We start from the raw sequence: 14,902 nt of genomic DNA, 5'->3' as shown, positions 1-14,902 counted from the left end.
GGGCCGGGACGCCGGTTCGAAGACCTGGGTCGCCCGCAACGGCGGCGGCGGGGGCTGCGGCGGCCAGTACACCTCGGTGCCGATGTCCGGGGACCGGAACAAGGACGACGAGAACTCGGTGGTGTGGACCTTCAACACCGGCCAGGTCGCCACCGGCAGCTGCCGGCTGGCCGTCTACATCCCGAACAACGGCGACCTCAAGGCGGTCGGCGGCGCCCCCGCCTACTACACCGTGCAGAACGGCTCCGCCACCCTCGGCTCCTTCTCGGTCAACCAGCAGCAGAACCTCGGACAGTGGGTGAGCGCCGGCAGCCACCCGGTGAGCGGCGGCCGGATCGCGGTCGTCCTGCACACCCGCGGCGTCGACTGGGGCAGCACGGCCGGCGCCCACCTGGCCGCCTCGACCGTCAAGGCCGACTGCACCGGATGACCCGCCCCGCGGCGCGGACCGGGACCGAGTGACACACCAGCAGAACGAAAGGGAACCCGAGCCATGTCGCGCCACGTGTTGATGGTGTGCCAGGACCAGCGGGCGGGCGGCACCTACCGCACCATCGGCGAGGCCCTGGAGGCGGCCCGCAGCGGGGCGGTGATCTCCGTCCGCCCCGGGCGCTACGAGGAGAACCTGGTGATCACCAAGATGGTCACCATCGCCGCCGAGGACGTCCGCGGCACCGTGAAGATCACCCCGCGGCGCGGCTGCGTCGTCCAGGTGGTCGCCGAAGCCGTCCAGCTCACCGGCCTCGTCCTGCACGGACAGGACGAGGAACTGCCCGCCGTGGACGTCCCCCGAGGCCAGGCCGCCCTCCAGGACTGCGAGGTGGTCGGCAACTCCTGGACGGCCGTGCTGACCCGGCAGCAGGGAGCGCTGGCGATGCGCGGCTGCCGCGTCGTCAACTCCGCGGGCGCGGGCATCGTGGAGACCTCCACCGGGGCCAGCGTCCTCGAGGACTGCGTCATCGAGCACCTCGGCACCTCCGCACTGGTGATCGGGGAGAGCGCCAACCCCGTCGTCCGCAACTGCGTCATGCGCGACGCCCGGGGCAACGGCGTGTGCGCCAACGGCGAGGCCCGGGGCACCATCGAGGGCTGCGAGATCTCCACCACCGACAAGCCCGCGATCGCCCTGGAGGAGCACAGCACCACCCGGGTGCTGCGCACCGCCGTCCGCGACACCCCTGTCGGCGTCTACATCAGCTCCGCCTCCCGGGTCCTGCTGGAGGACTGCACGTTCACCGCCACCACCGGTCACGGCATCGTGCTGGTCGGCGGCACCGACCCGCTGCTGCGCCGCTGCCGCACCGTCCGCACCCGCGGCCACGGCATCCACGTCACCGCGCGCTCGCGCGGCACCTTCGAGGAGTGCGAGGTCAGCGGCGCCGAGACGGTCGGCGTGCGCGTCGAGGACTCCGCCGGCCCGGTGATGACCAGGCTGTCCGTGCGCGACTGCGGCGACACCGGGGTCGAGCTCCTCGGGGAGAGCACCCCCGAGCTCGACCGGCTGGAGGTCCGCGACGTCGGCGGCGCCGGGGTGCGGATCGGTGAGGGCGCCAACCCGCTGCTGCGCCGGGCCGTCGTCACCGACGCCCGGGGCAACGGCGTGGAGGTCGTCCGGGACGGCCGGGGACGCCTGGAGAACTCCGAGGTCCTGGCCGCGGGCCGGGCCGGCGTCCTGATCGCGGACGGCGCCAACACCTTCGTCGGAGGCACCGTCGTGCGGGACGCCCAGGGCCCGGGCGTTCACGTCACCGAGGGCGGGGTGGCCGTGCTACGGGACTGCGAGGTGGTCGATTCGGCCTCGGACGGCGTGGCCGTCGACGACGGCGGCGACCTGACCTGCACCCGCGTGCGGGCGCGCGGCAACCGCCGGCACGGAGTCCGGACCGGGGCCGGCGCCCGCGCCGTCCTGACGCGGCTGGAGGCGCTGGACAACACCGGCGACGGGATCCGCGTCGACTCGGCCGACGCGGTGCGGGTCACCGGCTGCACCGTCACCGGCAACCGGGGCTCCGGCCTGCGCCAGACCGTCCCCAGCACCCGGCTCTCGGTGGAGAACCTGCACAGCGCCGAGAACCACCACCCCGACGCGCACGGCTCGGCGAGCGCCGATGCCGCGGCCCCGCCCGCGGGGGCCGTCGAGGCCCGGCCGGGCGAGTCCGCCGATCCCGCGGCGCCGGCCCGGCCCGAGGTGCGGGGGCCGCTGGAGGTGCTGGACTCACTGGTCGGCCTCACCGCCGTCAAGGAGCAGGTCGCCACCCTGGTCAACCTCAACAAGCTGGCGCGGCGCCGCGAACTCGCCGGCATGCCCGCCCTGCCGATGAGCCGCCACCTGATCTTCGCCGGGCCGCCCGGCACCGGCAAGACCACCGTCGCCCGGCTCTACGGCAGCATCCTGGCCGAACTCGGGGTGCTGCGCGGCGGCCACCTGACCGAGGTGGCCCGGGCCGACCTGGTCGCCCCGATCATCGGCGGCACCGCGATCAAGACCACCGAGGTGTTCACCGAGGCGCTCGGCGGGGTGCTCTTCGTCGACGAGGCCTACACCCTGTCCGCCGGCTCCGGCGGCAACGGCCCGGACTTCGGCCGCGAGGCGATCGACACCCTGGTCAAGCTGATGGAGGACCAGCGCGACGACATCGTGGTGATCGTGGCCGGCTACTCCGCCGAGATGACCGACTTCCTGGCGAGCAACCCCGGCCTGGCCTCCCGGTTCAGCCGGACCGTGGAGTTCGCCAACTACGAGGTCGACGAGCTGGTCACCATCGTCGAACGGGCGGCCGTCGGACACGGCTACGAGCTCGCCGACGGCACCCGGGAGGCGCTGACCTCGCTGTTCGACCGGATGCCCAAGGGCCCCGACTTCGGGAACGGCCGCGCCGCCCGCAAGGTCTTCGAGGAGATGGTGGACCGCCAGGCCACCCGGCTGGCCCGGCTGCCCGAGATCACCGACGCCGACCTCGCGGTACTGGTCGCCGAGGACACCGGGCAGGAGGCCGCCGGACCGAAGCGCGCGCCGGACAGCTCCGCCATCCTGGACGAACTGCGCGCCATGGTCGGCCTGCCCGCCGCCAAGGAGCAGGTCGAGGACCTGGTCAACCTGATCACCCAGGTGCGTCGCCGCGAAGAGGCCGGACTGCCGACCGCGGCCATCAGCCACCACCTGGTCTTCGCCGGCCCACCCGGCACCGGCAAGACCACCGTCGCCCGGCTGTACGGACGGCTGCTGGCCGAGCTGGGCGTGCTGCCCGGGGGCCGGCTGGTCGAGACCGCCCGCGCGGACCTGGTCGGACGCTACGTCGGCCACACCGCGCAGCTCACCAGGGAGGCCTTCGACCGAGCCCGCGGCGGCGTGCTCTTCGTCGACGAGGCGTACACGCTCACCCCCCGGGGCGGGGCCGGCAACGACTTCGGCCAGGAGGCCGTGGACACCCTGATGAAGCTGATGGAGGACCACCGAGAGGAGGTCGTGGTGATCGTGGCCGGCTACGAGGAGGAGATGCACCGCTTCCTCGCCTCCAACCCGGGCCTCGCCTCGCGCTTCTCCCGCCAGGTCGAGTTCGAGCACTACACGGACGAGGAACTGGTCACCATCGTCGGACTGCACGCGGAGAAGGCCGGCTACGTCCTGGCCCCGGAGACCGTGGCCACGCTCACCCGCGCCTTCGCGGCGATGCCCCGCGACCGGACCTTCGGCAACGGCCGCACCGCCCGGCAGACCCTGGAAGGCATGATCACCCGCCAGGCCGGGCGCCTCAGCCGGCTGGACGTCTCCGACCTGGCCGAGCTCAGCCTGCTCCTGCCGCAGGACCTCGCCCCGGCACGGTCGGGCAGCACGGTATGACCGGGCGTCGCCGGGCCGGCCTCGCGCTCGCCGCTGTCCTGCTGGCCCCCGCCGCCCCGGCGGCGGGAGCGTCCACACCGGCGCCCGGCCCCCCGGCCACCGCGGACCCGCCGCCGCTGCTCGCGCAGACCCGCCAGGACGTGCAGAGGAACGGCTGCCTGAAGCCCTCCGAGCGCCCCGCCGACACGGCGGGCTGGGCCCAGGCCGCGCTGCGCCCCGAGGACGCCTGGCCGTTGAGCCGGGGCGCCGGCGTCACGGTCGCGGTGGTCGGCTCCGGGGTGGACGCGGCGCTGCCGGCCCTGGCCGGGCGGCTGCAGCTCGGTCCCCGGGTCCACGGCACGGGCGACGCGGGCCGCGACTGCGTCGGGTACGGCACCTTCGCGGCCGCCCTGGTGGCGGGCCGCCGTACCGGCGACGGCGGCCCCTCCGGCCTCGCCCCCGAGGCCCGCGTCCTGGCGGTCGCGGTCACCGACGACGCCGGCGCCACGACCCCCGACCTGCTGGGCGACGGGATCCGGGCCGCCGTCGACAAGGGCGCCCGGGTGATCGCCGTGGAGGTGCCCGTCCCGGGGCCCAGCGACGCCCTCGGCGAGGCGGTGGCGTACGCGGCGGCGCACGGCGCGCTGATCGTCGCCCCGGCGGCCCCGGACGGCCGCAGCACCAGCCCGCCCGTGTTCCCCGCCTCCTACCCGGGCGTGCTCGCGGTGGCCTCCACCGGCCCGAACGGCCCGTCCGGCGGTGGCCTGGACGGACGGGTGGACCTGGCCGCCCCCGGCGAGGGCGTGACGGGCACCGGGCCCGGCGGCGGCCTGTACACCGCCTCCGGTCCGGGCTGCGCCACGGCCCACGTGGCCGGGGCGGCGGCCCTGGTGCTGGCGCTGCGGCCCGGGCTGACACCGGAGCAGCTGACCCGGCGCCTGGAGACCACCGCCTACCACCCCGGCACCCGGCTGCCGGACGCCGCGGTGGGGTTCGGAGTGGTCGACCCGGTCGCCGCCGTCACCGCCTCCTGGCCCGCCGGGGCCCGGGCGGCCGACCCCGGCACCCCGGTGCCGGTCGCCCCCGGGCCGGACCGCTCGAAGGCCTGGCGGGCCCTGGCGGTGGCGGGCGGCAGCGTCGGCGTCGTCCTGCTGACGGCCTTCGGCGGCCTGACCGTGCGGCTCGGCCGCCGACGGGCGGGACGGGCCGCCGGCTGACGGCCTCCGTCGCGGGGCGCGGCGCGCGCACCGCCCGGCGCCGCCGACGGTCTCCTCCACCGGGGCGGCGCCGGGGTGAACACCCGCGAGCAGGTTTTACGTTCAACCACACGACGGACGAGCGGCCGCGTCCAGGATCGGGCAGACGGGTGAGGTGGACTCCGATGGCAACCACGGCGGTGGACCGCGATGGTGAGAGACTCAGGGCCATGACGGACGGTCGGGACGGGAACGGACAGGACGACGAGGCGGCGGCGCGTCGGCTGATCGCCGCCTGGCTGGCCGATGAGGCCGGACCGGCCGCCACCCGGTCCACTGGCGCGGCCCTGCCGGCCGGGTGGAACGTCCCCGCGGCCACCGCCCGGGAGGTCGTCGCCACGGCCCGTCGGATGGCCCTCGACGGACCGGCCGGGCCGGCCCGGCCGACACCCGGCACCGACCACCTCGCGCTGGCCCGCGTGCTGGTGGTCGACGAGCACCCCTCGGCTCCGACCTGGTCCGAGGACGAGCGCGCCGAACTGGCCGAGTGGATCGCGATCCTGGTGCGGCGGTTCGGGGAGGAAGGCGTCGAGCGGCTCACCGCCGCACTTACGGCCCGCCCCTGAACGCTGCGCCGCACCGCACCCTCCGACGGGTACCGCCGACCGCCAACGCGAAGCCGATCACGCCGTTGGGCGCACGTTGGCGACGGCTGGGACGGTTTTCCCGTCAGGGCGGGGCACCGGGGCTCACCACGAAGAAACCCCCACGGCTGCCCGCCGATGCCGTTGTACCGGAGCGAAGGACAGAGCCGTGGCCGAGGAAGCCGCCGCTTCACCCGAAGGCGCCCAGCAGCGCGCCGAACACCCCTACCGGGGCCCCGCGACCCTGGACCAGGACACCCTGGCGGAGCTGTACCGCGTGCACGGGCCGGGCCTGCTGCGCGCCATGCTCCGGGTCACCAGCGGTGACCGGGGCAAGGCCGAGGACATCCTGCAGGAGACCTTCCTGCGGGCCTGGCAGAACCCGGCCGCGATCGAACGCGGCATCGAGGAGAGCCGCCCGTGGCTGTTCACGGTGGCCCGCCGGATCGCGATCGACCACTTCCGGACCGCCTCCGCCCGGGCCCGGGAGGTCGGAGTCGACTCGCCCGACGAGTACGCCGGGACCCACGACCCGTACGAGGACGTGATCGCGGCCCGCGACCTGGCGACGGCCATGGCGGAGCTCCAGCCGCACCACCGCGATGTGCTGGTGGAACTGCACCTGAACGGGCGTTCGACGGCCGAGGTCGCGGCGGCGTTCGGCGTACCGGTGGGGACGGTGAAGTCCCGCAACTTCTACGCGGTGCGGGCGCTGCGGCCGATCCTGTCGGCCCGGGGGATCCTCTCGGTAGCGGTCTGAGGCGGGAGTTCCCGCTCGATCGCGGCGGCCCGCGCCCCGAGCTCGGCGGCACTGCCGGTGTCGCCGAGTTCCCCGTGGAGCCCGACTGCCGTACGCAGCCGCGCCGCCGCCTCGGCCGGCCGCCCGGTGGACAGCAGGAAGTCGGCGAAGCGCTGCTCGACCGCCGCCTCCAGGTGCCGCGCCGCGCTGGCCCGGCAGCGCGCCGCCGCCTCCCGCCAGGCCCGCTCGGACTCCTCGACCCGGCCGAGCAGCCGCAGCGCCTGCGCCTCCTCGACCAGGGCGAGCAGGTGGAAGGTGGCGTGCGGGTGCGGGGCCAGCAGCCGGCGGGCCTCGCGGGCGTCGCGCAGCGCCGCCGGGCCTTCGCCGCTCAGGTTCGCCAGCGTCGCCGCGTTGCTCAGCACCGCCGCGCCGGCCCGGTTCAGACCGAGCTCGTCCAGCCGCCGTACGGTCGCGTCGGAGAGCCGCAGGGCCTCGGCGAGGTCGCCGTGGTCGGCGAGCGCCACCGCCAGCACGCCCATGGCGTAGATCCGCGCGGGGCCGTCGTGCTCGCGGGTGCGCTCCTCGGCCCGGCGGGCGAGGACCAGCGCCTCCGCGGGGCGGCGTTTGCCGCTGAGCGCCCGCGCGGTGGCGGCCTCCAGCAGGGCCCTGGCCGCCGGATCCCCGGTCCGGGTGGCCGCGGCCAGGCCGTGCCGCAGGCAGTCGAGCCGGTCGGTGAGCTGTCCGGCGCCGAAGTAGAGGCAGTTGGCGAGGAAGGCCAACAGCCAGGACCGTTCGTCCTCGCCGGCCTCGGTGCCGGCGGCCACCAGGGCGCGGACGGTGGGCTCCTCGGCGCGGAACCAGTCCAGCGCGGAGCGCACGTCCGGCAGCTCGGGCAGTACGGGCGGCGGGAAGGCGACCGGCCGCTCGAACTCGGTCAGGTGCGGCTGGAGCAGGCCGGCGCCCGCGCCGGCGGCGGCCAGGTAGTAGTCCAGCAGCCGGACCAGCGCCCGGTGCCGGCGCGCCGGCGGATCGGCGTCCAGCAGCTCCCGCCCGTACAGCCGGATCAGGTCGTGGCGGCCGTAGCGGCCGGCGGCCGTCTCGGTGAGCAGGTGGTGGGCGGTCAGGGCGCCGAGTGCTCGGCGGGCCTCGCGCGGGGGCGCCGCGAGCAGCGCGGCCGCGGCCGGCACGTCGATCTCCGGCCCGGGGGCCACCGCCAGCAGGGCGACCAGCCGTACCGCGGCCGGGGGCAGCCGGCGCAGCGTCAGGTTGAGTGCCGAGCGCACGCTCACCCCGCCGAGGGCGTCCAGGGCCGGCAGCCGGGTGCGCTCGTCCTCGACCTCGGCGACCAACTGGCCGACTGTCCAGGCGGGTTGGGCGGCCAGCCGGGCCGCGGCGATCCGCAGCGCGAGCGGCAGGTGGTCGCAGAGCCCGGCCAGCCGGCGGGCGGCGGCCGGCTCGGCGGCGAGCCGCCGCTCGCCGAGGACCTGGGCGAGCAGGTCGAGCGCGTCGGTCTCGGGCAGCGCCTCCAGCCGCAGCAGTGCCGCCCCTTCGGTGGCGATCAGGTCCTCCAGGCTGTTGCGGCTGGTCATCACCGTCGCGCTGCGCGGTCCGGCGGGCAGCAGCTCGGTGACGTCGGCGGCGCCGCGCACGTTGTCGAGCAGCACCAGCAGTTCGCGCTCGGCGGTGAGTTCCCGGTAGAGCGCGCCGCGCCGGGCGAGGTCCTCGGGGATCTCGGCCTCGGCCAGCCCGAGCGTCCGCAGGAAGCGGCCCAGCACCTCGGCCGGGTCGCTGGGGTGGGCCGGGTCGAAGCCGCGCAGGTCGTGGTGGAGGTGGCCGTCGCGGAAGCCGCCCGCGGCGGTGTGGGCCCAGCGCACCACGGTCGCGGTCTTGCCGGCGCCGGCCGCGCCGATCACCACGGCCAGCGCGTGGTCGGGGCGTTCGGCGCCGCAGGCCTGGTCGAGCCAGCCCAGTTCGGCGGTCCGGCCGACGAAGCCGGGTGTACGGCGGGGCAGCGGGCCCCCGGCGGTCCGGGGGAGGGGCCGGGCGGGCTCCGCGCGGTCCGGGGCGCGGGCGTGGTCCGCCGTGGCGCGCTCGTCGGCGAGCACCGTCGCCAGGGCGGCCTGTAGCGTCGGCCCCGGGCGCAGGCCCAGCTCGGTGGCGAGCCCGCTGCGCGAGCGGTGGTAGAGCCGCAGGGCCTCGGCCGGGCGTCCGGCCTGGTGCAGACAGCGCACCAGCAGGGCGGCGGTCGGTTCCTGGAGCCACTCGGTGTGCAGCCGCTGTTCGAGTACGGGCAGGGCGGTGGCCCCCTGACCGATGCGCAGCAGCCGTTCGGTCCAGTCGTGGACGGCCTGCTCGTGGGCGTGCTCCAGCCGGCCGGCGAGGTCGCGGCGCAGCTCGGTGTCGGGGAGGTCGGCGAGCGCGTCGCCCTCCCAGAGCCGGAGGGCCTCGCCGTACCGGCCGGCCGCCGCCCCGTCGTCCGGCTCCTCGCCGGCGTGGGCGGAGAGCGCGCGGAAGCGGTGGACGTCGACCGCCTCCGGGTCGCCGGCGAGGAGGTAGCCAGTGGACTTGGTCTCCACGGTCAGGGCGGTGCCGGTCAGGTGCTTGCGCAGCGCGGCGACGTGGCCCTGGACCACGGCCTTGGCCTGGGCGGGCGGGGCCTCGTCCCACAGCAGGCGGTAGAAGCGCTCGACCCGTACGCAGCGGCCGAACTCCAGGGCCAGCAGGGCCAGTACGCCCCGGCGCTTGGCCCCCGGCACCGGGATGCCCCGGCCGTCGGCGGCCCTGAGCTCGGTGGGCCCGAGCAGCCGGATGCGCATGGGCTCCCCATCGATCGAACGTCGGCGGTGCTGCCGGGGGCTATTCAACCACTCCTCGCGAACGGTGAATCTACGCGCGTCACCGAAGGGCTCCCGATGAGCGGCGAGTAAACTCCGCGCGAATCTTGAGCGTCGTCTGTCGGCGGTTCGAGCGGCCAAAACCGAAGCGAAGCATGCCAGTTGGGTTCCTTGCCGATCCGGGCGGGGGCTTGGACGAAGATCGAACACCTCCCTATCCTCGGCCTCGTCCCCTTCTGTACTTGTTCGTCCTCAGGCGCTCGGGAGAGAGTGTGCGCGTCCGGCTGCTCGGCCGAGTCGAGATCCGCTGTGACCAAGGGCGCCCGGTCGTCGTGTCCGGCGCCCGACGCCGGGCCGTCATCGCCCTGCTCGCCAGCGAGTTGAACCACCCCGTCCCCGTCGATCGGCTGCTCGACACGGTGTGGGACGGTGCCCCGCCGCCGACGGCCAGGGCCGCCCTCCAGGGCCACGTCTCCGCCATCCGGCGTGGACTCGGCGAGGGCCTGAGCCTGCTGACCCGGCCCCAGGGCTACGTCCTGGTCGGCGAGCCCGAACTGGTCGACGCCACGCACTTCGAACGCCTGACGGCCGCCGCCGACGAGGTCGCCGACACCGAGCGCGCCATCGGCCTGCTGCGCGAGGCCCTCGACCTCTGGGACGGACCGGCCCTGACGGACTGCGGCTCGCGCACCCTCACCGAGACCACCGGCCGACGGCTCGACACCGCACGGACCCTCGCCACCGAAGCGCTCGCCGAACGGCTCCTGACGGCCGGTCGCGGCGCCGAGGCGCTCACCGATCTGCGGGCGGCTCTCACCGCCGACCCGCTGCGGGAAGAGGCCGCCGCCCTGCTGACCCGCTGCCTCCACCAGGCCCGCCGGGCCGCCGACGCCAGGCTCGCCCACGAGCGGGCCCGCGCCAGGCCCGCCGCCCACGGCCGGACCCAGGGTCGCCTGCCGCGCCAGGCGGGCGAGGCCCCCGACCCCGCCGGGGGAGCCACCGCCGCGGCCGTGACCGGCGGCGGCACGCTGCCGCGGCCGGGCGTCGGCCTGGTCGGCCGCGCGGCCGAACTGCGGCAACTGGACGAGGCGACGCTGCGTGCCGAGGGCCGGCCGGTGCTGGTCACAGGAGTCGCCGGGGCCGGAAAGAGCAGCCTGGTCCTGCACTGGGCGCACGCCCACGCCGACCGCTTCCCCGACGGCCGGATCCACCTGAACCTGCGGGGCTTCGGCGAAGAGGAACCGCTCACCCCCGCCGAGGCCCTCGCCACGGTGCTCGGCGCGCTGGGCGTCCCGGCCGGCAAGGTGCCCCAGAACCCCTGCCGGGCCGGCGAACTCTTCCGCACCCTGACGGAAGGGCGCAGGCTGCTGCTCGTCCTCGACGGCGCGCGCTCCGCCGAGCAGGTCGAGCCGCTGCTGCCCACCGCGCCCGAGCCGGTGGTCGTCGTCACCAGCCGCTCCCGGCTGACCGGCCTGGTGGCGCGCGAGGCCGCCATCCCCCTGCCCGTCGCCGGCCTGCCGGAGGAGGAGGCCGTCGACCTCCTCGCCGGCGTGGCGGGACCGGAGCGCGTCGCGGCCGAACCGCGTGCCGCCCGGCGACTGGCGGCGCTGTGCGACCGGCTGCCGCTGGCCCTCCGGGTGGCCGGCGCCCGACTGGCCTCCCGGCCCGCCTGGTCGCTGAGCGCCCTGGCGGAGGAGATGTCCGACCAGCGCACCGGCCTCGCCCCGCTCGCCACCGGCGGGGCGCTCGGCATGGCGACGGCGCTCGGCCGCAGCGTCCGGGTCCTGCCCGAGGAGGCGCGACGCCTGTTCGCCCTGTCCGGCCTGCACCCCGGCGAGACCCTCGACAGCGGGGACGCCGCGGCACTCACCGGCGCCTCGCCGGCCCGGGCCCGTGAACTGCTCGCCGAGCTCGACGCGGCGCACCTCGTACTGGAGGCCCTGCCGGGGCTCTTCCAGATCGACCGCCTCGCCCGCCTCTACGCCGTGGAACTGGCCGCCGGACTGCCCTGCCCGGAACGGGCGGCCGCCACCCGGCGGCTGCTCGACCACCTGGCGCGGGCGGCGGGCACGGCCCTGGAGTGCGTGACGGCCGCCGTCCCGGCGCGGGGCGTCTGCGCCGGCGCGCTGGACACCGCCGGGCAGGCGCTGGAGCTGGCCCGCAGGCTCGTCGGCGAGCTGGTCCGGCAGGTGCCCGAGCCGACCGCCCCCGCCGAGCAGGCCGCGGACTCCGGACGCGCGCGGCTGGTGGACCGGCTGAGCCGGACGCTCGAAGGCTTCCGGAACGGGACCACGGACGGGAGGCCGCCCGGGAGGCCGGACGAGGGTGCGGCGGTCGCCGGCGGTGCGGTACCGGTGCGCACGGCGCCGGATGGTGTCGCGTCGGACGGTGCGGTGCCGGACCCCTTGGACTGGCTGCTGGAAGAGCTGGTGCGCGGCGCCCCCGTGGAACCTCGGGCGGTGCTGCCGGGCATACCCCGGCGAGGTGGCGCCCCGGACGCGCGCACCGCCCGGCAGCGACCGGATGACCGGGCCGGAGCCGCTCGGACGCCGGGCAGCTGACGGATCGCCGGGCCGGTCGGGCCGACGGTGAACCGGAGGAGGGTGCCGTTCCGTGTCCCTCGCCGAGGACCCCCTGCGTGAGGCGGTGGCCCCGAGGGCCGCGCACCCGTCGCCGTACGCGGGAGCACCTCGAACCGGACCCCGCCCCCGCGGCCCCGGCGGGAGCGGGGCCGGTCCGTCCCCCGTCCCCAGCCCAGGAGATCCCCTGCCATGTCCAAACACCGGCTCAGCCGCCGTCGGCGGATCGCCGCCGCCGCCATCGCGCTCGCGGCCGGCGGCGTCCTGATCGTCGCGCAGAACGACGCCCCGGCCGCGGCCACCGACCCGGTCGGCCTCAACGCCGTCTACGAGTACCTGGGCTGGGGCGACTCGGGTGCCGCCCAGGACCCGGTCGAGGTGATGAAGGCGACCGGCATCCGGCAGTTCACCCTGGCCTTCCTGCTCGCCGGCCACGGCTGCGAGCCCGCCTGGGACGGCGAGCGCGCGCTGGCCGGTGGCGACGAGGAGACGAAGATCAAGGCCATCCGCGCCGCCGGTGGCGACGTGGTGGCCGCCTTCGGCGGCTGGGACGGCGCCAAACTCGGCGAGAAGTGCGCCGAAGCGGCCCAACTCGCCGCCGCCTACCAGAAGGTGATCGACGCCTACCGGCTGAAGGCGATCGACATCGACATCGAGAGCACCGAGCTGAGTGGCGCCGAATCCCGGCAGCGGGTGGTCGACGCGCTCAAGACGGTCAAGACGAAGAACCCCGGTCTGCGGGTCTACGTCACCTTCAGCACCGAGGAGAACGGCCCCGACGCCGACGGCGCCGACCTCGTCGCCAAGGCGGCCAAGGCCGGCCTGGAGGTGGACGGCTGGGTGGTCATGCCCTTCGACTTCGACCACCACGACGGCACCATGGTGGATGCCACCAGGGCCGCCCTCACCGGGCTCCAGCAGACCCTCGTCAAGGCCTACGGCTACGACCAGGACACCGCCTGGCGCCACGCCGGCCTGTCCTCCGTCAACGGGCACAGCGACTCCCCGGACGAGGTCGTCTCCCCGGCCGACTTCCAGGCCATGCGGGACTTCGCCGCCACCCACCACCTCGCCCGCTTCACCTTCTGGGCCGTCAACCGGGACCGCCCCTGCACCGGGGCGTTCTCCAAGGAGGCCGCGTCGAAGTGCGGCGGGATCCAGCAGAGCCCGTACGAGTTCACCAGGATCGTGGCCGGCTATCACGTCGACTCCAAGCCGTCGGGCGGAGCCGCCCACTGCCCCGACCCGGTCCCCACGGCCACGACCGTCGTCAGGACGACCGCCGAGCCCGCGGACCCCACCGGGAGCCCGTCGCCCGCCGAGCCGAAGAAGAAGACCCCCGGACCCACGACTGCGACCGGCACCCGGAGCCCCGCGGCGGACTGCTCCCCGACGGCCGGCCCGGTGGCCGGCGCGACCACTCCGGCGGCGACCACGCCGCCGACGACCACGCCGGCACCGACCGGTCAGCCCACCGGCCGACCGACTCCGACCCGCACCCCCACCACGCAGGCCCCGTCGCCGACGGCGCGCCCCACCGCGACGGGTACGGCGACCGCGTCGGCACCCGCCACCCCGTCGCCGACGGCGAGTCCCACCGAGACCCCGACCGCCCCCGTGGCCGCCGCTGCCGCCGCGCCCACGGCCACCCCCGCCGAGGACGCCCACGGCCGGTCCCTCGCCTCCACCGGCGGCGGCGACGCCACCCGCGCGGTCGTCGTCGGAGCCGGTGTGCTGCTGCTGATCGGCGGCAGCCTCGGCATGGTCGGCGGCCGACGTCGTCGCCCCACCGAGGAGCCGCGGTAACGCACGGCCCCGTCCCGCGCACCGCCGGACGGGGCCGCGACGGCGCGCCCGCGACGGCGCCCCCGGGCCGGTCGAAGGCCCCGGCCGACGCCCGGCCGACCTCGGTGTCGGCCGTCCCCGGCGGTGGATCCGGGACGGCTCGTGCCAGGACGAGCTCTCAGCCCGTCCCGCAGGTGAGGCGGACGGGGGCGGCGGCGATGTGGGCGTGGGTCGGTCGGCCGGAGCCGGTCCAGTCCTGTCCGCGGTTGTGGAGGCGCAGGACCAGTGAGCCGCCCACGGGCCTGAAGGTGCCGGCGTCGACCCAGCCGCCGCGGTGGCCGACCTGGTCGACGGTGAAGGCGCCCAGGTCGGCGCCGGAGGCCCCGGCCACCGTGTAGTACGCGGGTGCGCCACCGACCAGCTGGACCGAGCCGGAGGCGGGGACGTACACCGAGACGCCGCAACTCGTCGGGCCCGCGCCGACGTCGAAGGTCCACAGGGCGTAGGTGCTGTTGTCGTCCTTGTTCCGGTCGCCGGACATCGGCACCGCCTCGTAGCGCCCGTCGCAGGAGTCGCCGGTGTGGCCGCCTCTGTCGACGGTCACCCAGCCGTCCGCGCCCTCGCGGAACGCCCCCACCTCCTGAAAGCGGCCGCCCGGGCCCGAGCAGCCGAACCCGGCCACGGCCTGGAAGGCCGGCTGCGGGGCGGGCGCGGGCGGCGCCGGTGCGACGGGCGGTGCGGCCGGAGACGGGGGCGGAGCAGCCCAAGGGGAGGCGGGCGTGGGCCGGGTGGCCGGTGGCGTGGCCGTGGTGGGAGGGGCCGTGGCGCGGTCGGCCGTGGGGGTGGGCGTCGCCGACCCGGTGGCCGTCGCCGTGGGGCCGGGGGATTCCGTGGGCGTGGCCCGGGCCGGGGCGGGCGAGTCGACGGGCGCGGGACGGTGCCGGCCGTGGGTGCCCAGCGGCGAACGGCCGTCGGGCGCCGTCGCGGCGGCCGGGTCGCCGGAGCCGGCGTCCGGCTTCAGGAACGGCGCGAGCAGCAGCAGGAGCGCGCCGCAGCCCATCGCCGCCACCATGGTGACGCGCCGGGCGTCCCGGCGCGGCCGGGCTCCCGGTCCGCGCGGGCGGCGCACCGGGAGCCGAGGCCGGCCGCGCCCGAACGCCGGCCGGGCGGCGATCCGGCGGGCGGCCGCTGCCCGGGCGGCCGCGCCGAGCCCGGTGGCTCGCCGCCGGGCGGTCCGCGGTCGTCCGGCGCCGCCCGGGTCCGAGGGGAGGACCGGTTCGGCGCCCACCCACGGCAGTCGGAGTC

8 protein-coding genes and 1 pseudogene are annotated in these 14,902 nt (G+C 76.6%); 7 read left to right on the top strand and 2 right to left on the bottom strand.

The annotated features are described in order from the left end of the window. The 5 genes and pseudogenes from ACFRMQ_RS25460 to ACFRMQ_RS25440 form a co-directional block, all read left to right on the top strand. Positions 1 to 430 (top strand): annotated as a pseudogene (locus ACFRMQ_RS25460) (hypothetical protein); the annotation flags it as partial. 63 nt (positions 431 to 493) lie between these two features. Then, the gene (locus ACFRMQ_RS25455; protein ID WP_380732932.1) at positions 494 to 3,841 is read left to right on the top strand and encodes a right-handed parallel beta-helix repeat-containing protein; all 3,348 of its coding nucleotides are present in this window, start codon (positions 494 to 496) and stop codon (positions 3,839 to 3,841) included. Next, positions 3,838 to 5,037, top strand: a complete 1,200-nt coding sequence (locus ACFRMQ_RS25450) for a S8 family serine peptidase (RefSeq protein ID WP_380732931.1) — start codon at positions 3,838 to 3,840, stop codon at positions 5,035 to 5,037. Before ACFRMQ_RS25455 ends, ACFRMQ_RS25450 begins: the two co-directional genes overlap by 4 nt. A 209-nt stretch (positions 5,038 to 5,246) precedes the next feature. Further along, positions 5,247 to 5,642, top strand: a complete 396-nt coding sequence (locus tag ACFRMQ_RS25445; RefSeq protein ID WP_380732930.1) for a hypothetical protein — start codon at positions 5,247 to 5,249, stop codon at positions 5,640 to 5,642. 187 nt (positions 5,643 to 5,829) lie between these two features. Next, entirely contained in the window at positions 5,830 to 6,420 is a 591-nt protein-coding gene (locus tag ACFRMQ_RS25440; protein WP_380732929.1) for a sigma-70 family RNA polymerase sigma factor, read from the top strand. Here ACFRMQ_RS25440 and ACFRMQ_RS25435 read toward each other — a convergent pair. Continuing rightward, positions 6,357 to 9,215: a BTAD domain-containing putative transcriptional regulator gene (locus ACFRMQ_RS25435; protein ID WP_380732928.1), complete on the bottom strand. Its 2,859-nt coding sequence runs from the start codon at positions 9,213 to 9,215 to the stop codon at positions 6,357 to 6,359. The genes ACFRMQ_RS25440 and ACFRMQ_RS25435 overlap by 64 nt on opposite strands. Before the next feature lie 350 nt (positions 9,216 to 9,565). Between ACFRMQ_RS25435 and ACFRMQ_RS25430 the strand changes: the two genes are divergently transcribed. Both ACFRMQ_RS25430 and ACFRMQ_RS25425 read left to right on the top strand, forming a co-directional pair. Continuing rightward, positions 9,566 to 11,794, top strand: coding sequence for a BTAD domain-containing putative transcriptional regulator (locus ACFRMQ_RS25430; protein WP_380732927.1), 2,229 nt, complete (start codon positions 9,566 to 9,568; stop codon positions 11,792 to 11,794). 210 nt (positions 11,795 to 12,004) lie between these two features. Continuing rightward, positions 12,005 to 13,618: a hypothetical protein gene (locus tag ACFRMQ_RS25425; RefSeq protein WP_380732926.1), complete on the top strand. Its 1,614-nt coding sequence runs from the start codon at positions 12,005 to 12,007 to the stop codon at positions 13,616 to 13,618. Between the two features lie 157 nt (positions 13,619 to 13,775). Here ACFRMQ_RS25425 and ACFRMQ_RS25420 read toward each other — a convergent pair. Next, positions 13,776 to 14,902: hypothetical protein (locus ACFRMQ_RS25420; protein WP_380732925.1), on the bottom strand; the 1,127-nt coding region annotated here is incomplete at its 5' end.

The sequence above is a fragment of the Kitasatospora sp. NPDC056783 genome (assembly GCF_042789895.1).
Lineage (GTDB): Bacteria > Actinomycetota > Actinomycetes > Streptomycetales > Streptomycetaceae > Kitasatospora.
The sequence above is the reverse complement of the archived record's forward strand: the minus strand, read 5'-3'. Positions and strand labels throughout refer to the sequence as shown.

Coding starts and splice junctions, on each gene's coding strand:
- ACFRMQ_RS25455 (WP_380732932.1), top strand. CDS start 494: ATGTCGCGCCACGTGTTGATGGTGTGCCAGGACCAGCGGGCGGGCGGC.
- ACFRMQ_RS25450 (WP_380732931.1), top strand. CDS start 3,838: ATGACCGGGCGTCGCCGGGCCGGCCTCGCGCTCGCCGCTGTCCTGCTG.
- ACFRMQ_RS25445 (WP_380732930.1), top strand. CDS start 5,247: ATGACGGACGGTCGGGACGGGAACGGACAGGACGACGAGGCGGCGGCG.
- ACFRMQ_RS25435 (WP_380732928.1), bottom strand. CDS start 9,215: ATGCGCATCCGGCTGCTCGGGCCCACCGAGCTCAGGGCCGCCGACGGC.
- ACFRMQ_RS25425 (WP_380732926.1), top strand. CDS start 12,005: ATGTCCAAACACCGGCTCAGCCGCCGTCGGCGGATCGCCGCCGCCGCC.